Annotated in this window: 22 protein-coding genes and 3 tRNA genes; 4 read left to right on the top strand and 21 right to left on the bottom strand. The window is 54.1% G+C overall.

Features of this window, described 5'->3' with window-relative positions; genetic code table 11:
* Positions 1-124 precede the first annotated feature (124 nt).
* From acpP to KSF73_08955, 7 genes are all read right to left on the bottom strand, one after another.
* Complete coding sequence (gene acpP, locus KSF73_08985) at positions 125-364, bottom strand: acyl carrier protein (protein MBV1775848.1); 240 nt, start codon at positions 362-364, stop codon at positions 125-127.
* A gap of 112 nt (positions 365-476) precedes the next feature.
* Complete coding sequence (gene fabG / locus KSF73_08980) at positions 477-1220, bottom strand: 3-oxoacyl-ACP reductase FabG (protein MBV1775847.1); 744 nt, start codon at positions 1218-1220, stop codon at positions 477-479.
* A 54-nt stretch (positions 1221-1274) separates the two neighbouring features.
* Positions 1275-2207, bottom strand: a complete 933-nt coding sequence (gene fabD, locus KSF73_08975; GenBank protein MBV1775846.1) for an ACP S-malonyltransferase — start codon at positions 2205-2207, stop codon at positions 1275-1277.
* Between the two features lie 182 nt (positions 2208-2389).
* Entirely contained in the window at positions 2390-3349 is a 960-nt protein-coding gene (locus tag KSF73_08970) for a ketoacyl-ACP synthase III (GenBank protein ID MBV1775845.1), read from the bottom strand.
* A gap of 167 nt (positions 3350-3516) precedes the next feature.
* Complete coding sequence (gene plsX, locus KSF73_08965) at positions 3517-4548, bottom strand: phosphate acyltransferase PlsX (GenBank protein MBV1775844.1); 1032 nt, start codon at positions 4546-4548, stop codon at positions 3517-3519.
* 106 nt (positions 4549-4654) lie between these two features.
* Positions 4655-4834 (bottom strand): 50S ribosomal protein L32, encoded by a 180-nt coding sequence (rpmF, locus tag KSF73_08960; protein MBV1775843.1) that lies wholly within the window; start codon positions 4832-4834, stop codon positions 4655-4657.
* Positions 4835-4877: 43 nt separating this feature from the next.
* A complete protein-coding gene (locus KSF73_08955; GenBank protein MBV1775842.1) occupies positions 4878-5393 on the bottom strand; it encodes a DUF177 domain-containing protein in 516 nt (171 codons plus the stop codon).
* 59 nt (positions 5394-5452) lie between these two features.
* Here KSF73_08955 and KSF73_08950 point away from each other — a divergent pair, with 59 nt between their 5' ends.
* The 3 genes from KSF73_08950 to KSF73_08940 are packed head-to-tail and all read left to right on the top strand — an operon-like array spanning position 5453 to position 8358.
* Positions 5453-6028 carry a Maf family nucleotide pyrophosphatase gene (locus KSF73_08950; GenBank protein ID MBV1775841.1) on the top strand — a complete coding sequence of 192 codons (576 nt, stop codon included), beginning with the start codon at positions 5453-5455 and terminating at the stop codon, positions 6026-6028.
* A 17-nt stretch (positions 6029-6045) separates the two neighbouring features.
* Positions 6046-6738, top strand: a complete 693-nt coding sequence (locus tag KSF73_08945; protein ID MBV1775840.1) for an SAM-dependent methyltransferase — start codon at positions 6046-6048, stop codon at positions 6736-6738.
* A 6-nt stretch (positions 6739-6744) separates the two neighbouring features.
* The gene (locus tag KSF73_08940) at positions 6745-8358 is read left to right on the top strand and encodes an NAD+ synthase (protein MBV1775839.1); all 1614 of its coding nucleotides are present in this window, start codon (positions 6745-6747) and stop codon (positions 8356-8358) included.
* 77 nt (positions 8359-8435) lie between these two features.
* Here the strand turns inward: KSF73_08940 and KSF73_08935 are convergent, their stop codons facing one another.
* The 11 genes from KSF73_08935 to KSF73_08885 form a co-directional block, all read right to left on the bottom strand.
* Positions 8436-9041, bottom strand: coding sequence for a peroxiredoxin C (locus KSF73_08935; GenBank protein ID MBV1775838.1), 606 nt, complete (start codon positions 9039-9041; stop codon positions 8436-8438).
* Positions 9042-9223: 182 nt separating this feature from the next.
* Positions 9224-10459 (bottom strand): hypothetical protein, encoded by a 1236-nt coding sequence (locus KSF73_08930; GenBank protein ID MBV1775837.1) that lies wholly within the window; start codon positions 10457-10459, stop codon positions 9224-9226.
* Between the two features lie 68 nt (positions 10460-10527).
* On the bottom strand, positions 10528-10956 hold the full coding sequence (locus KSF73_08925; protein ID MBV1775836.1) for a biopolymer transporter ExbD: 429 nt from the start codon (positions 10954-10956) through the stop codon (positions 10528-10530).
* A gap of 31 nt (positions 10957-10987) precedes the next feature.
* Complete coding sequence (locus KSF73_08920) at positions 10988-11416, bottom strand: biopolymer transporter ExbD (protein MBV1775835.1); 429 nt, start codon at positions 11414-11416, stop codon at positions 10988-10990.
* Between the two features lie 3 nt (positions 11417-11419).
* A complete protein-coding gene (locus KSF73_08915; GenBank protein ID MBV1775834.1) occupies positions 11420-12292 on the bottom strand; it encodes a MotA/TolQ/ExbB proton channel family protein in 873 nt (290 codons plus the stop codon).
* Between the two features lie 164 nt (positions 12293-12456).
* Complete coding sequence (locus KSF73_08910; GenBank protein ID MBV1775833.1) at positions 12457-13116, bottom strand: hypothetical protein; 660 nt, start codon at positions 13114-13116, stop codon at positions 12457-12459.
* A 499-nt stretch (positions 13117-13615) separates the two neighbouring features.
* Positions 13616-13692, bottom strand: a tRNA-Arg gene (locus KSF73_08905).
* A 60-nt stretch (positions 13693-13752) separates the two neighbouring features.
* Positions 13753-13829, bottom strand: a tRNA-Arg gene (locus KSF73_08900).
* A 16-nt stretch (positions 13830-13845) separates the two neighbouring features.
* Positions 13846-13939: transfer RNA gene (locus KSF73_08895), tRNA-Ser, on the bottom strand.
* A 77-nt stretch (positions 13940-14016) separates the two neighbouring features.
* Entirely contained in the window at positions 14017-15243 is a 1227-nt protein-coding gene (locus KSF73_08890) for an aspartate kinase (protein ID MBV1775832.1), read from the bottom strand.
* A gap of 148 nt (positions 15244-15391) precedes the next feature.
* Positions 15392-16018, bottom strand: a complete 627-nt coding sequence (locus KSF73_08885) for a DedA family protein (protein MBV1775831.1) — start codon at positions 16016-16018, stop codon at positions 15392-15394.
* Between the two features lie 199 nt (positions 16019-16217).
* Between KSF73_08885 and lplT the strand changes: the two genes are divergently transcribed.
* Positions 16218-17501, top strand: coding sequence for a lysophospholipid transporter LplT (lplT, locus tag KSF73_08880; GenBank protein ID MBV1775830.1), 1284 nt, complete (start codon positions 16218-16220; stop codon positions 17499-17501).
* A gap of 11 nt (positions 17502-17512) precedes the next feature.
* On the opposite strand, the gene ung is transcribed toward lplT, so the two are convergent.
* The 3 genes from ung to KSF73_08865 form a co-directional block, all read right to left on the bottom strand.
* Entirely contained in the window at positions 17513-18277 is a 765-nt protein-coding gene (gene ung, locus KSF73_08875; protein MBV1775829.1) for a uracil-DNA glycosylase, read from the bottom strand.
* Positions 18198-18602 (bottom strand): PilZ domain-containing protein, encoded by a 405-nt coding sequence (locus KSF73_08870; GenBank protein MBV1775828.1) that lies wholly within the window; start codon positions 18600-18602, stop codon positions 18198-18200. The genes ung and KSF73_08870 overlap by 80 nt, the downstream gene beginning before the upstream one ends.
* Positions 18603-18701: 99 nt before the next feature.
* On the bottom strand, positions 18702-19481 hold the full coding sequence (locus KSF73_08865) for an RNA methyltransferase (protein MBV1775827.1): 780 nt from the start codon (positions 19479-19481) through the stop codon (positions 18702-18704).
* Positions 19482-19491 lie beyond the last annotated feature (10 nt).

The raw sequence follows: 19491 nt of genomic DNA, 5'->3' as shown, positions 1-19491 counted from the left end.
AAATGGATCAAAACCCATTCCGAACAAGCGTTCGCTCGAAACAGGTGAAAAATGCGACAAAACCCCTGAGGGCGACTTGAAGAAGGCACGCCACTGCAGGGGTTTCGACTCCAGCGGTGTGGAGTTACTTGTTCAGGTGAGCCGTGACGTAGTCGATGGCTTGCTGAACGTTGGTGATCTTTTCTGCTTCATCATCAGGGATTTCGCACTCGAATTCTTCTTCCAGTGCCATCACCAGTTCAACGGTATCGAGCGAGTCAGCGCCCAGATCTTCAACGAAGGACGAGTCAATCTTGATGTCAGCTTCGTTTACGCCCAGTTGTTCGGCAACGATCTTCTTGACGCGTTGTTCGATATTTTCCATTCTTGATCCCAAACCTTTCGTATTGGATGGTCAAAAGCGCCGGCATTCTATCAAAAAAATGCACAGCATACGCAATGCACGCGGGCAAAACTGCCCAGTGGCAATGTAAAAATCAGTTCATGAACATGCCGCCATTGACGTGCAGGGTGTTTCCTGTCACGTAGGCAGCACGATCGGAAGCCAGGAATGCCACGGCATCCGCAATTTCCTGCGGCTGACCGAGGCGCTCCAGCGGAATCTGGCTCAGCAGCTTCTGCTTATAGTCATCCGGCAGCACGGCGGTCATATCGGTATCAATGAAGCCGGGGGCCACTGCATTCACAGTAATATTGCGGCTACCCACTTCGCGTGCAAGTGCACGGCTGAAGCCTTCAATACCGGCCTTGGCTGCCGCATAGTTGGTTTGCCCCGGTGTGCCAGTACTGCCAACGACGGAAGAGATGCTGACGATACGCCCCCAGCGAGCCTTCATCATGCCGCGCAGCACGGCCTTGGACAGGCGATAGACTGAGCGGAGATTGGTGTCCAGCACCGCATCCCATTCGTCTTCCTTCATGCGCATCAGCAGCTGGTCGCGCGTGATACCGGCATTATTCACCAGAACTTGTACTGTACCGAATTCCTTCTCGATGCGGGTGAGCGCAGCGTCGATGGCCTCAGCACTGTTCACATCCAGAGCGATACCCATACCCTTTACACCGGCAGCAGCCAGGTATTCGGTAATAGCAGCCGCACCATTTTCAGTGGTTGCGGTACCGATAACGGTTGCGCCATCTTTACCCAGTGTCTCAGCGATCGCACGACCGATACCACGCGAAGCACCGGTTACCAGTGCAACTTTATCTTGCAGACTCATTATGTCTCCTCACTGCCTGCGTGATTCACGCAGGCCATCCTTATCGGGTCTGGCTCAGGCGGTCAGCGCAGCCTTGAGCACATCAAACTGCGCCACATCTGTCAGTGAGATCCCCTGCAGATTGCCATCGATTCGCTTGGTCAGACCAGCTAGCACCTTACCCGGACCGCACTCGGCAACCAGCGTCACACCAGTCGCAGCAAATGCCTGAACGGTCTCCACCCAGCGCACCGGACTGTACAGCTGGCGTGCCAGTGCATCGGCAATAGCAGCAGGGGTCGCATGCGACACCACATCCGCATTATGCAAAACCGGAATGGCTGGAGAATTGATCTGGATCGAAGCAAGTGCAGCCGCCAGACGTTCTGCCGCCGGCTTCATCAGCGCGCAATGCGACGGTACAGAAACAGGCAGTGGCAGAGCACGCTTGGCACCTCTATCTTTCATCAGCACAATGGCGCGATCGACAGCGGCCTTGCCACCGGCAATCACCACCTGCCCCGGCGAATTGAAATTCACTGCTTCAACCACTTCGCCCTGTGCAGCTTCAGCACATGCAGCACGAATGACATCGTCTTCCAGGCCAAGAATGGCGGCCATGGCACCTTCGCCTACCGGCACAGCGGATTGCATAGCTTCGGCACGCAGGCGCACCAGGCGCAGGGCATCGGCAAATCCGAGACTGCCTGCAGCAACCAGCGCGGAGTATTCACCCAGACTGTGTCCAGCCAGCACATCAGGCTGACGACCGCCTGTAGCCAACCAGGCGCGCCAGGTAGCAATACCGGCAGTCAGCATGGCGGGTTGAGTATTAATCGTGGAACCCAGGTCTGCATCGGGGCCACTGGCAATCATGCCAGCGATATCAAAGCCCAGCGCATCGTTTGCTTCCTCGAGGGTTGTACGCACTTCTGGCAGATCGGCAAAGGCATTCAGCATGCCCACCGATTGCGATCCCTGTCCCGGAAAAACGAAAGCAACTTTCATGTTTCTGTGTCCCTTGTTGCTACCGAGTTGCGCGGATTTCCGCGCATCTTCGGCAAAAATACGGAATCAATCCGCACGAGTGGACGCGATCTTACCTGTGCTTGATCAAGATGAACAGCAAGCGAACGCTCGATTGAGCGCAATCATACAGGTGAAATATTGCAAAACGCAGCACGAACACCCTACCAGCGCAGCAGGGCAGCCCCCCAGGCAAAGCCACCGCCGATGCCTTCCAGCATCATCAGATCACCCCGCTGGAATGTACCGGCCCGCGCGGCTTCATCCAGCGCAAGCGGAATCGAAGCAGCCGAGGTATTGCCATGGCGGGCCAGCGTCAGCACTACGCGCTCCATCGGCAACCCCAGATGCTTGGCGGTAGACTCGATGATGCGGACGTTGGCCTGATGCGGCACCAGCCACTTCAGTTCGGATTGCGGAATACCCGCCGCATTCAGCGTTTCGGATGCAAGCTCGGAGAGCGCCTTGACCGCGAATTTGAAGACGGCAGGCCCTTCCATGTGCAACCAAGCCTTTGCTGCACTTTCGGGCGATCCTCTACCACCGGGTGTGCACAGAATATGCCGGTGACGGCCATCGGCCTTGAGCCGGGTAGCCACAATACCGGCCTCATCACTGGCCTCAAGCACGACTGCACCGGCACCATCACCAAAAAGCACACAGGTTGTACGGTCAGTCCAGTCAAGCAGACGTGACATAACCTCAGCACCCACCACCAGCGCGCGCTTCGCCTGACCGTTGCGGATGAACTGGTCGGCGGTTGACAAGGCATACACAAATCCAGCGCACACCGCCTGAAGATCGAACGCCGGACAATTATGCAGACCCAGTTTATCCTGCAGGATACAAGCGGTACTGGGAAATACCATGTCCGGGGTGGTGGTCGCGACAATGATCAAATCAATATCGGACGGCTGCAGACCCGCATTATCCAGCGCAGCCAGACAGGCCTTGTAGGCCAGGTCACTTGTGAATTCCGACTCATCGGCAATCCGGCGTTCGCGGATGCCGGTACGGGTAACGATCCACTCATCAGTGGTATCCACACGAGCAGCAAGCTCGGCATTGGTCAGGATCCGCGCAGGCAAATAGCTGCCGGTCCCGATGATGCGGGAAAAAGGCATCGATGATCTCCATACATCTGCGCCGGCATCCGCTTCGCGTGTATTGCCGGCCCGACTCCCCTGTGGGGAACTTGGGTGTCAGCCAGCCCGCTCCCGGCGGACCGACCTCGAATTATTGTATTGGGTACTGCATGTGCAGCCGGATGCATCGAGGCATCCGGTCTGCGTCAGACATCCAGTGTATCCGAGGATGTATCACTGTGTCCTGTTACCGATTCGGCGATTCGGTGAATTACGCCGGATCGTACTTCCTCAAGTGCCTGCTCCATGGCGAAATAAAACGCCATGCGATCTGCCCCGCCATGGCTCTTCACCACGATGCCGCGCAAACCCAGCAGACTTGCCCCGTTAAAACGGCGCGGATCGACCCGCTTCTTGAAACTATCGAGCACCGGCATGGCCAGCACTGCAATGCATTTGCGCCACCAGTTCCGCGTAAACTCCTCGCGCAGGAAATCACCCAGCATCTTGGCAAGCCCTTCGCTGGCCTTGAGCGCCACATTGCCGATGAAACCATCACACACGATCACATTCACTGTGCTCTTGTAGATATCGTTTCCTTCGACATTGCCTTTGAAGTTCAACGAAGATGCACGCAGCAGCTCAGCCGCCTGCTTGATGGCTTCCGTACCCTTCATGTCTTCCGAACCGATGTTCAGGATACCGACAGTCGGGTGCTCCACCTGACGGATTGCCGAATACAGGCTGGCTCCCATCACGCCGAACTGCAGCAACTGTTCCGGGGTAGAATCAATATTCGCGCCAAGGTCAAGCACGCAGGTTGGCCCGGCCACGCCCGGCATCATCTTGGCAATAGCAGGCCGCTCAATCCCGGGCAACATCTTCAATACGAAACGCGCTGTGGCCATCAGCGCACCGGTATTACCGGCCGACACGCTCGCCTGAGCACTCCCCTGCTTGACCAGATTAATGGCCACCCGCATGGAGGAGTCTTTTTTATTCTTGAGCGCCAGCTGGGGCAGCTCGTCCATCGCCACCACTTCACTGGCGGCATGAATACGCAGGCGCGACCCTGTCTGGGCCCGATTCGCCTTCAACTCGGCTTCGATGGCATCCTGTAATCCGACCAGCACCACATTCACATCCGGGTGCTTCTCAAGGAAATACAGTGCCGCCGGCACGGTAACATGCACGCCGTGATCGCCACCCATGGCGTCAACTGCTACGGTAATTTCCATCGACATGCTTGCACGATACCTCTTAACAAAAAAGCGCACCCTGATTGGAGTGCGCCTCTTCTAAGTCAACTGCATAAAACAGTCAGACCATGACAGCCTGGCAAAATTACTCGCCCTTGGCCTTCAGCACGCGACGGCCACGGTAGAAACCGTTCGGGCTGATGTGGTGGCGCAGGTGAGCCTCACCAGTGCTGGGCTCGATAGCCAGCGCAGGTGCGGTCAGGAAGTCATGAGCACGGTGCATGCCGCGCTTGGACGGGGATTTCTTGTTCTGTTGAACGGCCATGGTAATGCTCCTACGATCAAGTCAATTTCTGTTTGTTGCCAACTCACTGATCACCGGACTTCAGCTTGCCTTTCAGGCCAGCGAGTACAGCAAACGGATTCGGCTTTTCGGGCACAGCGCCCCGCTGCTCTACTGCCATGTCCGGGTTTTCGCACGCATCGTGCGCCGGGGCATAGGGCAGCGTCAGCAAAATCTCGTCTTCGATCAGCGCGAGTGCATTAAACTCTTGCTCGATCAAGAGACCTTCCAGATCTTCGTCTTCCAGCTCAGCAGCGTCTAACGCGGCTTCATCCTTGAACAACGTAAAGCGCGATGTCACATCCACTTCGAACGGCATAACCTTCATGCAGCGCTGGCAAGTAAGCTGAAGCTCACCCACAATGCGCACATCGATGGTTTTGCGGTGGCGCCAATCGGTGCCGCCTGCCAGTCCGTACTGAATGCTCGACGCACTCAACGCACTCTCTGCTACACGAGGCAGCATCTCAAGCGACAGAGTACCCTCACGGGTCTGATTCTGTCGGCAGAAGTCGGCGTTATCGAATACGAGGTCAGACATAAACGTGGGATGATATACTGCCAAACGTGTACAGTCAAAAAAATTTCAGGATAACCAAGATGTTGCCCCTGGTCCTCGGCTCAACTTCGCGCTATCGCCGCGAACTCCTTGAGCGCCTTGGCATTACCTTCAGTGTAGCCAAACCCGATTGTGATGAAACCCCGCTTGCCGGTGAGACAGCAGCTGAAACCGCCTGTCGCCTGGCACGCATCAAAGCGCAATCGCTGGCCTCCACCTACCCTGCCGCGCTGATTATAGGCTCGGATCAGGTTGCGCTGCTCGATGGCGTGCAACTTGGCAAGCCTGGAAACTTCGAGCGGGCATTTTCGCAACTGACCGCCATGCGCGGCAAGACCATTGTCTTTCATACTGCGCTCTGTCTATTTAATAGTCAGTCGGGCCAGACACAGGAAGTTGTAGTGCCCTGGCATGTCACGATGCGTAACTATAGCGATGACGAGATTCGCAACTATCTCGAGCGCGAACAACCCTATGATTGCGCCGGCAGTGCCAAAACCGAAGGTCTGGGCGTGACCATGATCCAGTCCATGCAAGGCTCTGATCCCGCTGCCATCATCGGCCTGCCACTAATCGAACTCTGTCATATGCTGCGCAGGGAAGGATTTTCACTGTGAGCGCCACTTTGTATCTGATGCCTGCCCCGCTGGGCGAGTCTCCTCTGAGCAGCATCCTGCCGCCAGATGTTATCCAGCTTGCCAACCGCATCCAGCACTGGGTGGTTGAGCACCCGAAAACGGCGCGTGCCATTCTGAAGCAGTACGGTCCGGAGCGGCAGATTTCGACGCTGCAGATGAGTGAGTTGAACGAACATACGCCCGCAAGTGCTGTAGCGGCCCTGCTGGCACCACTGGAAGCGGGGCATGATGTCGCGATCCTGAGTGAGGCAGGCTGTCCCGGCGTGGCCGATCCGGGCGCATTGCTTGTTCGCCTGGCCCATGCGCGTGGATTCCGTGTTTCCCCGCTCATTGGACCGTCATCGATATTGCTCGCACTGATGGCTGCCGGTGCAACTGGCCAGCGTTTCCGCTTCCATGGCTACCTGCCTGTAGACGCCGCAGAGCGCAAAGCGCGCCTGCAGGCCATCGAACAGGATTCATCCAAGCTGGACGAAGCGCAACTGTTTATCGAAACGCCTTACCGCAATCCAGCCATGGTCGATGCCATCCTGCAGAGCTGCCGACCTGATACCATGCTGACCGTGGCACGCGACCTGTCTACCGAGGATGAGCTGATCATCAGTAAACCGGTATCAGGCTGGAAACGCGATCCCCGCCCCGAACTCAATAAACGTCCGGCCATGTTTGTGCTGTACGCCGGAAAGTAGGCTCCCATGAAAATTCATATCGCCCAGTTCAATGGCACCGTTGGTGACCTCAAAGGCAATACCGATCAAATACTCGCCGAGATCGACAAGGCGAGAGCGGCAAAAGCAGACATTCTGCTCGTACCTGAGCTCGCCATTAGCGGCTACCCGCCAGAGGATCTGCTGCTGCGCCCCAGCTTCTATCGGGCCTGCAATGAACAGCTCGACCGCTTACTGGATGCATCAGACGACGTGACGCTGGTTATTGGTCACCCGTACATGGATGGGAACGAGCGCTTCAATCGCGTCACCGTGATGCGGGACGGCAATTATCTGGGTCGCTACGACAAGATGGAGTTGCCGAACAATGAAGTGTTCGACGAGTGCCGCTATTTTACGCCGGGCGCCATGTCGCTGGTATTCGAACAAGCCTGTTACGACGGTAGCAGCGTAAATGTCGGGATCCTGATCTGTGAAGATATCTGGCATCTCGAACCTGCCGCAGAAGTCGCGGATTGCGGCGCGGATATCATTCTGGTACCCAACGCTTCACCATTCCATGTGGGCAAGGAAGATGAACGCGAGCGCATCGTACGCGATCGTGTGGAAGAAACCGGGTTGCCGATTGTGTATTGCAATGCAGTTGGCGGACAGGATGAACTGGTGTTTGACGGCGGTTCATTCGCAATGAACCGCAATGGCGAGATCGTCGCGCGTCTGCCGGCATTCAGCGCCGCCAGTGGGGTGTTCGAATACCGCGATGGCGATCTGCAATCGTCCGAGATCGCACCTGTTCTTCACGAGGAAGCTGCGGTGTATCAGGCGCTTGTGCTGGCGACCGGCGATTACATCCGCAAGAACCGCTTTCCGGGGGCTATCATCGGCCTGTCAGGCGGGATCGACTCTGCCCTGACGCTAGCGATTGCTGTGGATGCCCTGGGCGCGGATAACGTACGTGCCGTTATGATGCCGTCTCGCTATACAGCAGATATTTCGCTGGATGATTCGCGCGACATGATTAAGCGCCTGAACGTGCAATACGACGAGATCACCATCGAACCCATGTTCAATAGCTTCCTTGAGGCACTAGCACCTCAGTTCGCAGGCTTACCGGTAGATACCACCGAAGAAAATCTGCAGAGCCGCATTCGTGGTGTGCTGCTGATGGCCTTGTCGAACAAAACGGGCCGACTCGTCCTGACAACAGGCAACAAGTCGGAAATGACCACGGGTTACGCTACTTTGTACGGCGATATGTGCGGCGGCTATGCCGTACTCAAGGATATTGCCAAGACGCTGGTGTTCCGCCTGTGCCGCTACCGAAATACGCTGGGCGCGATCATTCCCGAGCGCATCATCACCCGTCCGCCTTCGGCAGAGCTGCGCGACAATCAGGTCGATCAGGATAGTCTGCCGCCTTACGAAGTGCTCGATGCCATCATGGAGCGCTATGTCGAGCGCAATGAATCCATCGCCGACATCATCAAGGCAGGCTTTGCCGAGGCCGATGTGATGCGCGTGGTGAAACTACTCAAAGTGAATGAGTACAAGCGCAGGCAGTCTGCCGTTGGCGCACGGATTACCCCGCGCGGTTTCGGCAAGGACTGGCGCTATCCGATTACCAATGGCTTTCTGAAATAACCATTACAACAGGCAGCCATGAACAGACAAAAGCCGCCCTCAATCACTGGGCGGCTTTTTCATTCAAGCAACGTGGATTACAGTTGCGCAGCATTCTTTGCTAGGTAATCTGCCACACCATCAGCACTCGCTGCCATACCGGCCTTGCCTTGCTTCCAGCCTGCGGGGCAAACCTCACCATGCTCTTCTGTGAACTGCAAGGCATCCACAACACGCAGCATCTCATCAATATCACGGCCAAGCGGCAGGTTATTCACCACCTGATGCTGCACCATACCATTGCGATCAATGAGGAATGAACCACGCAGTGCAACCCCGTCACTTGCCAGCTCCACATCGTATGCCTGACAAATTTCATGCTTGATGTCAGCGACCAGTGTGTACTTCACGGGACCAATGCCGCCCTTATCTACCGGCGTATTGCGCCAGGCAGCGTGCGTGAACTGACTGTCAATGGACACGCCAATCACTTCGACATTGCGCTTTTTGAATTCCTCGATTCGATGATCGAAGGCAATCAGCTCTGAAGGGCAGACAAAAGTGAAATCCAGCGGGTAAAAAAACAGCACTGCATATTTGCCTTTAACGGCAGCCGAGAATGTGAATTGCTCATTCATCTCGCCGGTTGCGAGCACTGCAGCTGCAGTAAAATCAGGGGCTTGCTTGCCAACCAAAACGGCCATCTTCTTCTCCTTTGATTCAAGCATGTCAATCATGCCAATACGGATTTCGTCGCCGAAAATGTACGCTGCAGGAAACTCATCGTCAATCGACAAGACTCCTGCACTTCGTAAAATAAAACTGCGCCAGAAAAACAAAACGGGCGCTAACTAGCACCCGTTTTTTCGTGCAAACATAGGTAGGCTTATTTGATCGCCCACAGCTTGGCAAGATCGGACGAGCCATCGTTGCCATTCACACCCTTCAGTACCTGTGCAGCCTTGGCTTTCTGACCAGCAACCACAAATGCGATACCTGCACGCAGCTTGGCATCATCCTCACGCTTGAAGTTACCCTTTTTCAGGCCAGCCTCAACCAAAGACACACCCTTTGCGGTTTGTCCTTGCTGAATCAGGTTCAAACCAACATTAATTGCGGCCGAACCGTCCGCATTGGCATTTGCATCGGCTTCCAGCTGCGCGGCAGCTTTGCCTTCATCTGCAAGGCGCTTAGCAACCATGTCGCGCAGACGTTTTTGACGATCAGCATCCTGCCCTGATCCAAACACGTTAGCGGCATAGGCAGCATCAACCACCTTCTTGGCCTCAGTGTTAAATCCTTCCTGGACAGCAAGCTGAGCCATCTCCATATATTCGGGAGCAGTCTTCAGGTTGTCAGTTGCCAACTTCAGGCGGAAATGATCGAGTGACAAGCGATTAGCAAACCCTGATTTGCGGCGCACTTGAGATAAGACATTTGTCCAGTAATCTTTTTTCGGATACAGCGATACCAGACGAATCATGGTACCGGCATACGCAGCCTCATCCTTCAACTTCAGATAGCAATTGGCAAGCAGTTGCAAATCTTCTTCAGATGAACGACGACCAGCCTTTTCTTCAGCACGAACCGAGGCACCCAGTTCTTTAGCCAGGTTTGCATAGTCGCCACTGTAGAAGCGCAGGTTCTTGGCCATAGCAGCAATGCGAGGATTATTGCCGCCTTCCTTCATGTAGCGTGCAACCCAGCTCGCTGCAGCCTGATTATTACCCGCGCGGGAATACAGGCTGATCATACCTTCCATGACTTGCAGCTTCTCATTCGAAGAAAGCTTGCTTGAGGCAAGGACGACATCCGCGGCCTTGCTGGCCTGCTGCAAATCACCTGCAGGCATGGCCGCGCTCAAGCGCATGCGCTCAATCATGAATGTTTCGTTAGCATTCTTGCCACTCACGCCTTCGGCATCGTGAATTTTGGCCAATGCATCCTTGTACTTCCCGGATTTGATCAGTGCACCAGCTTGTTGCAGGGGCTTAGCCACATCTGCACGCAAAGCTTCGTCCGCATGCGCAGCGACAGGGCTGGACATTTCATGCGAAACAAGCGGGAATCCAAGAAGGGTCCATACCAACAGACCTGCGTATAAAGGGCGGGTACGCTTCATTTATGTTCTTGATCCAGAATCTTGCGAATAAAAGAAACCGACACCGCAATGCGGTGTCGGTATCAGACTTACATGAACTGCTCGCCACCGAGCAGGCCGATCTTAGTGACACCCAGACGCTGCGATGAAGCCAATACAGCTGCCACCACTTTGTAGGATGCCATCTTGTCCGGATGAATCAGCACTGTAGGCTGATTTTCCAGCGGACCGGATGCATATTGAGTCAGTTTGCCTTCCAGCGTCGCCATATCTACGACGTTTTGATCCAGATATATCGTGTTATCGAAATCGATCATCACGGTATGTTTTTCCGGCTCTTCCACGTTCGTATTTTGCGAGGGCGGCGGAAAGTCCAGCTTCACAGAGTGAAGCTGAATGGGGAGCGTCATGATCAGCATGATCAGCAAAACGAGCATCACGTCGATAAGCGGCGTGGTGTTCATTTCCCCCATGACTTCCATCTGTCCGGAGTTACCAGAGCCAACACTCATGCCCATGGTTCGTTCCTTCCTTTTCTAGAGGGTTGTATCAGCCACGGTCCGGCGGTTGGGTAATGAAGCCTACCTTCAGAATACCCATACGCTGACAGTCCGTAGCCACACGACCCACCGCATCATAATGGCCGTTGGGGTCGCCGTGAATATGGATTTCCGGTTGCGGAACCTTCACGGCTTCCTTCTTCAGGCGATCCATCAGTTCGTCATTACTGGCGACATGCTGGATACCCCAGTAGATTTCGCCATCCTTGTCCACCGAGATATTAATATCTGCGGGTTTGGACTGGTTCAGCGTAATCGTTTCCCTCGGGAGGGGCACCTTCTTCACAAGTTCGGCTGCAGGAATCGTAATCAAAAAGATGATCAGCAACACCAGCATCACGTCAACGAGTGGAGTGGTGTTGATTTCCGACACCATTGAGTCGTTATCACCCGAATCACTCCCGACACTCATACTCATGGCTTAGCCTCGCTTTGCAGCCTTACCGCCACCGATCAGAACATTGTGCAGATCAGCAGCAAATGCACGAACTTGTTCCATCGCACCCTTGTTACGGCGGATCAGCCAGTTGTATGCCAGAACTGCAGGAACAGCAACGAACAGACCGAAAGCAGTCATGATCAGCGCTTCACCCACCGGACCTGCAACCTTGTCGATTGACGGCTGACCGGATTGAGCGATGGTACCCAGCGCGTTCTTGATACCCCAAACGGTACCGAACAGACCGATAAACGGCGAGGTGGAACCCACGGTTGCCAGAACGGCCAGACCATCTTGCAGGCGGCTGTTAACGTTATCAACCGAACGCTCGATCGCATTACCAACCCATGTGTTCAGGTCGATCTGCTCAAGCAGCGCACCTTCATGGTGCTCAGAGGCGGTCAGAGCGGTTTCAGCAATGTAGCGGAAAGCACTGCCGTCATCCAGGGCGCCAACGCCAGTCTTCACGGAACCGGAGCTCCAGAAGTTTTCACGAGCAGCTTTAGCCTGACGATTCAGCTTTGACTGTTCCCACAGCTTGGTGAACAGAATGTACCAAGATGCAACCGACATAATCAGCAGGATGATGAAGGTACCGTGGGATACGGAGTCACCACTTTCCCAAGCGTGCACCAGTTCGTTAGGCGTATGTTGCTCGCCTGCAGGGGCAGCTGCATCCTTAGCAGCTTCTGCTGCAGGTGCGGCGGCCGGAGCAGCAGCATCAGCAGCAGGGGCTGCAGCTGCAGGCGCTGCATCTTCAGCGTACGCTGCTTGGGAAACGAAAAGCGTTGCCGCCGGTGCCGCAACAAGAGCAACTGCCGCAATGAGTGCGGACAAACGGTTTGCTACAGACATGATCCTTCCAGCTCCTTAAGCTAGGTTGACTCGATAATCGAAAGTCAAAAACTACCACTTAACCCGGCATGCAGTACAAAGCACTGCACCGGAACTCATTAAAACTTTTCAACTACTAACAAGCGTTTCCGCTTGGGGATTTACACACCAGACGCTGGTTTTGCTTAGTCGGGAATGTAGAACACCAGTGGAACTTGAATCTTCGAGCTTCCGCCACTATTACACTTCAGTCTACGAGCAAGCTGTTTAGCAAGATTGTTCACAGCTGAATTAGTTGACTTAAGTATAACGGGCTCGCTGAGTGCGCCATCGCCGGAAACCGAAGCTTCAAGGTCGATTTCAACTTTGCCAGGAGAAAGATTTTCTTCTTCGGCAAGTTTCGACAGCTTGATGCTGAAATCCTTAACTGCAGTTTCCCAGTTAGGACACGATGCAGCACTTGCCTTCGCATGAGCCGGTGCCGGAGCGGGCGCTGACGGAGCGGGAGGCTGAGGACGAACCGGCGCAGTAGGCACGACACTTGTCGTGTTAACTTGCGGGGTGTTCGTTACAACCTGCGCTTGCGGAACCTGTACTTCAACCGGCGGCATAAACGGAGGAGGCGGCGCATCCGTCTTGGGAGGCGGGGGCGGCGGGGTTTCAGGGGGAGGAGGCGGCTTCACCTCTTCGACAATTTTCACCTCGATAGGCTTTTGCACAAGCTTGACAATCTTGCGCCCGAGCCCGTTCATCAAGGCATAAATCAACACAACGTGCAGAAGAATCACAATCGAGAAGCCAACAACGTGCTTTCTCGGATTCCTCTGTTCTTGCGCATAATCCATGTTTGACCCTCTTTACTCGACATGCGTTCGAGTAGGATTAAGCAACACGATACCTTTCGGCATCGACTCCTTGGCACATAATCAGTATGCGCTTCTACTGAAGCAGACATAACTGAAGCGTCCCACACACAGCCAACTAATGCAATGCAATCCTACACCATACCAGATCAATACCACAACAAGTCCACTTGATCATTATATATATTTGACCAGAATCAACTTGCGTATACAACCTGTAATGGACAGACGTCGGATATTAGTCACTTCGTAATCGCAGGGCAACGAAAAAAGGTTGTGCGCCGCACAATATTAAGCCATCCACTCATGCCATTGTGCTATTGATATTTTAGCCTTAAAAATCAATTACGTACCAGTGGCACACCAACATGGTTTGTTGCTATTTTGCATCACTCGCACTTTGCTAGTCGGAAATATTTGACATGACGATTGACGAGATAAAAATAAAAAAAAGCCACGCAATGCGTGGCTTTTTTTAAATTGGCGCGCCCGAAGAGATTCGAACTCCTGACCCCTTGGTTCGTAGCCAAGTACTCTATCCAGCTGAGCTACGGGCGCACTATCTTTGAATTGAGAATATCAGTATAGTCTACAGCATTCACAATTGTTTAATTTGGTTGGCGCGCCCGAAGAGATTCGAACTCCTGACCCCTTGGTTCGTAGCCAAGTACTCTATCCAGCTGAGCTACGGGCGCATCCATTTTTTCTTACTGGCGGAGAAGGAGGGATTCGAACCCTCGATACGAGTTTTGGCCCGTATGCTCCCTTAGCAGGGGAGTGCCTTCGACCTCTCGGCCACTTCTCCGTCACAAGAGGGGCGCATTATTACAAGCCTACACGCCCACGTCAAGCATTAATTGCAACTTTTTTTCGGTGGAGTGTTTAGAACTCCTGATCCAGTCCGAATGCCTTGTGCAAGACACGGACGGCCAGCTCAAGATATTTCTCGTCCAGTACAACGGAAATCTTAATTTCCGACGTCGAGATCATCTGGATATTGATCCCCTCCTCCGCCAGCGTGCGGAACATGGTGGACGCAATCCCGACGTGCGAACGCATGCCAACACCCACGACAGAGACCTTGCAGATCTTGTCATCGCCAGATACCGACTTGCCGCCGATATGCGCCTGCACGCCTTCCAGGATCGTCAGTGCGCGATTGAAATCGTTGCGGTGAACCGTGAAGGAGAAATCAGTCGTTCCCTCGGCGCCGACATTCTGAATGATCATGTCGACGTCGATGTTTGCATCCGCAATCGGGCCAAGAATTTGATAGGCCATGCCAGGCTTATCCGGCACGCCCACCACATTGATACGCGCCTCATCTCGATTGAATGCGATACCGGAGATAATCGCCTTTTCCATGTTCTCTTGTTCCTCAAACGTAATCAGCGTGCCCTCGCCTTCATCCTGGAAGGAGGACAGTACGCGTAACTTGACCTTATATTTACCGGCAAATTCGACCGAACGAATTTGCAGAACCTTGGAGCCCAAGCTGGCCATTTCCAGCATTTCTTCAAAGGTCACCGTTTTCAGGCGGCGTGCTTCCGGCACGACACGCGGATCGGTGGTGTACACGCCATCCACGTCCGTGTAAATCTGGCACTCTTCGGCTTTAAGCGCTGCAGCCAGCGCCACACCCGTGGTATCGGAACCGCCGCGACCCAGCGTGGTGATGTTGCCTTCTGCATCCATACCCTGGAAGCCAGCCACGATCACCACGCGGCCAGCAGCGAGATCTGCGCGCATGGCGGCATCGTCGATATGCTGAATACGGGCTTTAGTAAAGGCACTATCGGTCAGAATCTTGACCTGGGCGCCTGTGTAACTGCGCGCATCCAGACCCAAGTCTTTCAGTGCCATGGCCAACAGGCCAATAGTGACCTGTTCGCCAGTCGAAATAATGACATCCAGCTCACGTGGATCCGGACTGGCCTGAATTTCCTTTGCCAGTGCGATTAAGCGATTGGTTTCGCCACTCATGGCTGAAACCACAACTACCAGATCATGCCCCTCGGCACGATACCGGGCCACCCGGCGCGCAACATTCTTGATACGCTCAGGCGAGCCCATTGAGGTGCCGCCATACTTCTGTACTATGAGCGCCATGTCTTCCCTCGGGCAAAAAAACTACCAATCTAATCAATGCCGTTGGTTAAAACAAGTGCATAGAATGCGCAGAATTAGAACTTTTGCGCCCAAGACTTAGTGCAACGCAGCATAACAAGAAATAAAGGGCCCGAAGGCCCTTGATTTTCTATTTGCAAATGCACGATTTACTTCGTTTTATCCGTTTTACGAGCGAATAACAGCACAGAAGTGCAATTATCACACCCACGACAGACAGGATGCTGAGCTGCCCCCGGTGCATCCACATGAGCAGCCAGTCTCGATTGCTGGCTCCGGCATACCCGAGGTAAACCCAAAATGGCACGCTGAGCAACGCGGCAAGTCCATCCGAAAAGAAAAAGCGTTTGGCCGACACCTTACCGCACATGCCTGCACATAAAAAAATTGCTGTGCGCATGCCCGGAAGAAAACGTGCCATGAACATCATCCGCTTACCGTAATGAGTAAATTTTCGCTCTACTGCGTCAACACGGTCGGGGGTCATGAATCTTGAAACAGGACCATAGGCAAGCACGCGATTGCCATAATGCCGCCCGATAAAGAAGATCAACGCATCCCCCCCCAACACGCCGGCCAATCCAACAAGCACCATCAAATGGGGATTTGCGTAGCCGAGTCCGGCAATGATGCCACCAGCAACCAGACTGACGTCTTCAGGAATCGGAATCCCGAATCCACACAGCATCAGAACAGAAAAAACCGCCAGATAACCATACTCAGTAAAGCAGGCCAGTAGTGGCGAGAGGAAGTCCATAGGGCAAGCCGGGTGACAAAACAGGCCGGCATCATATCACAGGCTCGATTTTTCCCTTTGCGTTCGGACAAGCGCGTATTACAAATTGAAATGCGCCACTTCAACTTGCACACATTCATGGTATAAATGCCCCATCTTAGATGGGATTTCTCACCATGTATCTTCATGAAACCAGACGTGAAACGGGTATAAACGCTTAATGAATCGCGGCTTTTTCACGATACTGGGTGCACAATTTCTATCTGCGCTTGCAGACAATGCACTGTTCATTGCCGCAATGGCACTCCTTAAAAGTCAGCATGCGCCGGAGTGGCATCAGTCGATGCTGCTGTGGTCGTTCACTGTGTCCTACGTCTTGGTTGCGCCATTTGCAGGGTCATTCGCCGACTCTATGCATAAGGGCCGTGCCATGATGATCTGCAATACGATCAAACTGGCCGGATGCATCGGCATGCTGGTCGGTATGCCCCCCATCCTGTCCTATGCCTTGGTTGGATTTGGTGCGGCAGTGTACTCTCCAGCCAAGTATGGCCTCATTACGGAATATCTTCCTCACAATAGATTGGTCGAGGCAAACGGTTGGTTAGAGGGTGCCACGGTCAGTGCGATTATTTTCGGCACTGTATTAGGCGGCCTGTTGGCAGGTCCCCGTATGAATGCGCTGCTGCATGGTTATGGATTCCCGCTTGACGCATCTATTCTGGCGATTTGCGTCATTACGCTACTCTACCTCAGTGCAGCTTGGATCAATCGTTACATTCCAAAGCTTGACGTCGTGATCAAGCCATTAAGCCTGAACCCGCTCTTGCTCATTCGCGAGTTTATTGACTGCCTCAAACGCCTGTGGCTGGATCCACAGGGACAGCTGTCGCTTGCTGTCACCACGCTATTTTGGGGTGCGGGCGCCACAATGCGGCTAGTGGTCATCAACTGGGCCGTACTCTGGCTGTCATTCAATTTGGAACAGGCAACCCGTCTGGTCGCAGTCGTCGCCTTTGGGACGGCTTTTGGTGCCATTCTCGCAGGACGCTACATCAAACTTGAACAGGCCTTCCGTGTATTGCCTGCTGGCGTCCTGATGGGTGTGATGATGGTGAGCATGATCTTCGTGTACAACGTACATGTCGCGGCGGTATTTATTTTTGCCGTTGGCGCACTCGGCGGTTTCTTTGTGGTTCCGCTGAATGCCATGCTGCAGCATCGCGGGCACATGCTGATGGGTGCAGGGCATTCCATCGCAGTGCAGAACTTCAACGAGAATCTCGGCATTCTAGTCCTGGTCGGTGCTCACGCGCTGGTGGTTCGCTATTTGAGCACGCCGATACCAGACACCTTGACGAGCCCCGCTCGACAGTTTTTCGCGACAGGTTTGCCGCCCATGATCGGCATCATCATTGGTTTTGGCAGTTTGCTCGCCTTAACCATGACATACATTATCATCCGCTATCGCCGCGGGGTTCGGGCGGGCTTAATGCAAGACTAGCCTGTTTGGAATCAAATGGATGAGTCGAGCTTCCAGTTAATGTCTGATTGCTGATGCTGGACAAGAAATCGATTCGCGGCGGAAAAGTGGCCGTTTCCGATAAAGCCGCGATAGGCTGATAATGGCGAAGGATGTGGACTACGTAAAATAAGGTGCTTGCTCGCATCGATCAGGCTCGCCTTTTTTTCGGCGTGACTGCCCCATAGCATGAATACAATCCCCTCGTGCGTGCTGGACAATCCGCGCACAAGGGCGTCGGTCACATCCTCCCAGCCACGTTTCTGATGTGAGCCTGCCTTACCGGCCTCAACAGAGAGCACGGTATTCAACAACAAGACACCTTGACGGGCCCAGGCGCTCAGATCACCGTGCCCCGGTGGCGCATATCCCAAATCGCGCTGTATTTCCTTGAAGATATTTTGCAAGGAAGGCGGGGGGCGAACACCCTTGGGCACAGAGAAAGATAAACCATGCGCCTGACCTTCGCCGTGATAGGGATCCTGCCCAAGAATTACCACTTTGACGGCATCAGGCGACGTAAGGGTCAGCGCGGAGAATCGCTGATCCGCTGGCGGATAAATGATCTTCCCTGCAGCTTCTTCATGAAGTAGAAATGCCTCAATTGCCGACCATGTTGTTTGTGGTACCCGAGTCTCGAGTAATGATTTCCAGGATTCGGGTAGACACTTCATGCAATCAACCTTCGCGCTTTCTTGTTTGAATATCGCGCCGATGATATCTGAACAGCGTTCGGGAAAACCAGTCCTGCTCGACATCCGATGTAAATTGCCAGACAACACAGGTCAAACCATCATCCGCAGAGAGAACCCGTGCAGGCAAGATCAAAGGCAGCGGCAACTGCCTGGAGGGCGTGAGCCAAACGTATCCCTCCGCGCCCGGACAGGGCGGCTGCTCGCTTTTCCACGACGCCCCCTCAAGACTCACCTGAACATCCTCACACGGCAGCAGATCGTGCTTTTCAGCCCACAAACCGGCAAGCAACTGCAAACCTAGATCAAGTCTGGGGATAATGCGGCTAAGCGCATCCTCCCCGGATTCGGGCATAGCTGCTGCGGCCTCCATATCAGCGAGTACGCTCATGACCAGGACCGGATTAAGGGGTAACGCTGCTCGATCACGCCAAGCAATCGGGCAACGCAATGTCAGTTCAAGTGATGCGCCCGAGGTCATGAATTGCCCCTAGCCGATCGTGTGCGCATGCTGGCGTACACGTTCATACATGCAGATTGCCCCCGCAGCGCCAACATTCAGCGACTCGATGCCCGGCGCCATGGGAATTTTCAACACAACATCAGCACACTCGCGAACCGCCATGGATACACCCTGCCCCTCATTCCCGAGCACCAGCACCAAGTCTGCCGTGAGATTGGATTCATAGAGGCTACGGCTTCCATCCAGGCCAGTTATTGCAATATCCCCGCCAAATGCCTTCAGTTGCGTAGGTAAATCTACGCGCTCCACCATATCAACCGAGAAGTGTGCGCCCATACCGGCGCGAAGCACCTTGGGCGACCAAATGTCCGCGCATCCCTCCCCCAGCCAGATTTGATCGACACCGGCAGCAACCGCAGTCCTCATGAGCGAACCTACATTGCCAGGATCCTGCACTGTATCGAGGGCGAGTACCCATCCTTGACGCACGCAAGTACGCATCTTGGGTACAGCCAGAATGGCCAGCACACCGGTCATACTGTCTAAATCGCTTAATTCACGAAACAAGGCGTCGTCAATGATACTTACGCCATCGCATCGGGTCATCAGGATGGCGATTTCCGGCTTGATTGAGGCTGACTCTGCCACCAGGACGCGTTCTATCTGCATGCCAGCGTCGAGCGCGGCCTCAATGAGATGAATGCCATCCAGTACTGCGCGGCCGGTTTTTAGGCGCTCACGCCTGCTTTCGATGAGTTTTGCACAACTTTTAATCTGCAAATTTTGTCTGGAACGGATAACTTCCATGAATGCACGG

Source organism: Burkholderiaceae bacterium DAT-1, from assembly GCA_019084025.1.
Lineage (GTDB): Bacteria > Pseudomonadota > Gammaproteobacteria > Burkholderiales > Chitinimonadaceae > DAT-1.
Note: the sequence above shows the minus strand (reverse complement) of the source record. Positions and strands in the feature narration are given on the sequence as shown.

Coding starts and splice junctions, on each gene's coding strand:
- KSF73_08910 (MBV1775833.1), bottom strand. CDS start 13,116: ATGGATTATGCGCAAGAACAGAGGAATCCGAGAAAGCACGTTGTTGGC.
- KSF73_08955 (MBV1775842.1), bottom strand. CDS start 5,393: ATGTCTGACCTCGTATTCGATAACGCCGACTTCTGCCGACAGAATCAG.
- KSF73_08945 (MBV1775840.1), top strand. CDS start 6,046: ATGCCTGCCCCGCTGGGCGAGTCTCCTCTGAGCAGCATCCTGCCGCCA.
- KSF73_08940 (MBV1775839.1), top strand. CDS start 6,745: ATGAAAATTCATATCGCCCAGTTCAATGGCACCGTTGGTGACCTCAAA.
- KSF73_08915 (MBV1775834.1), bottom strand. CDS start 12,292: ATGTCTGTAGCAAACCGTTTGTCCGCACTCATTGCGGCAGTTGCTCTT.
- KSF73_08925 (MBV1775836.1), bottom strand. CDS start 10,956: ATGGGCATGAGTGTTGGCTCTGGTAACTCCGGACAGATGGAAGTCATG.
- ung (MBV1775829.1), bottom strand. CDS start 18,277: ATGTCGAGCAGGACTGGTTTTCCCGAACGCTGTTCAGATATCATCGGC.
- KSF73_08970 (MBV1775845.1), bottom strand. CDS start 3,349: ATGCCTTTTTCCCGCATCATCGGGACCGGCAGCTATTTGCCTGCGCGG.
- KSF73_08865 (MBV1775827.1), bottom strand. CDS start 19,481: ATGGAAGTTATCCGTTCCAGACAAAATTTGCAGATTAAAAGTTGTGCA.
- KSF73_08920 (MBV1775835.1), bottom strand. CDS start 11,416: ATGAGTATGAGTGTCGGGAGTGATTCGGGTGATAACGACTCAATGGTG.
- KSF73_08935 (MBV1775838.1), bottom strand. CDS start 9,041: ATGGCCGTTTTGGTTGGCAAGCAAGCCCCTGATTTTACTGCAGCTGCA.
- KSF73_08885 (MBV1775831.1), bottom strand. CDS start 16,018: ATGGACTTCCTCTCGCCACTACTGGCCTGCTTTACTGAGTATGGTTAT.
- lplT (MBV1775830.1), top strand. CDS start 16,218: ATGAATCGCGGCTTTTTCACGATACTGGGTGCACAATTTCTATCTGCG.
- KSF73_08890 (MBV1775832.1), bottom strand. CDS start 15,243: ATGGCGCTCATAGTACAGAAGTATGGCGGCACCTCAATGGGCTCGCCT.
- KSF73_08930 (MBV1775837.1), bottom strand. CDS start 10,459: ATGAAGCGTACCCGCCCTTTATACGCAGGTCTGTTGGTATGGACCCTT.
- acpP (MBV1775848.1), bottom strand. CDS start 364: ATGGAAAATATCGAACAACGCGTCAAGAAGATCGTTGCCGAACAACTG.
- KSF73_08950 (MBV1775841.1), top strand. CDS start 5,453: ATGTTGCCCCTGGTCCTCGGCTCAACTTCGCGCTATCGCCGCGAACTC.
- fabG (MBV1775847.1), bottom strand. CDS start 1,220: ATGAGTCTGCAAGATAAAGTTGCACTGGTAACCGGTGCTTCGCGTGGT.
- rpmF (MBV1775843.1), bottom strand. CDS start 4,834: ATGGCCGTTCAACAGAACAAGAAATCCCCGTCCAAGCGCGGCATGCAC.
- plsX (MBV1775844.1), bottom strand. CDS start 4,548: ATGGAAATTACCGTAGCAGTTGACGCCATGGGTGGCGATCACGGCGTG.
- KSF73_08870 (MBV1775828.1), bottom strand. CDS start 18,602: ATGAGCGTACTCGCTGATATGGAGGCCGCAGCAGCTATGCCCGAATCC.
- fabD (MBV1775846.1), bottom strand. CDS start 2,207: ATGAAAGTTGCTTTCGTTTTTCCGGGACAGGGATCGCAATCGGTGGGC.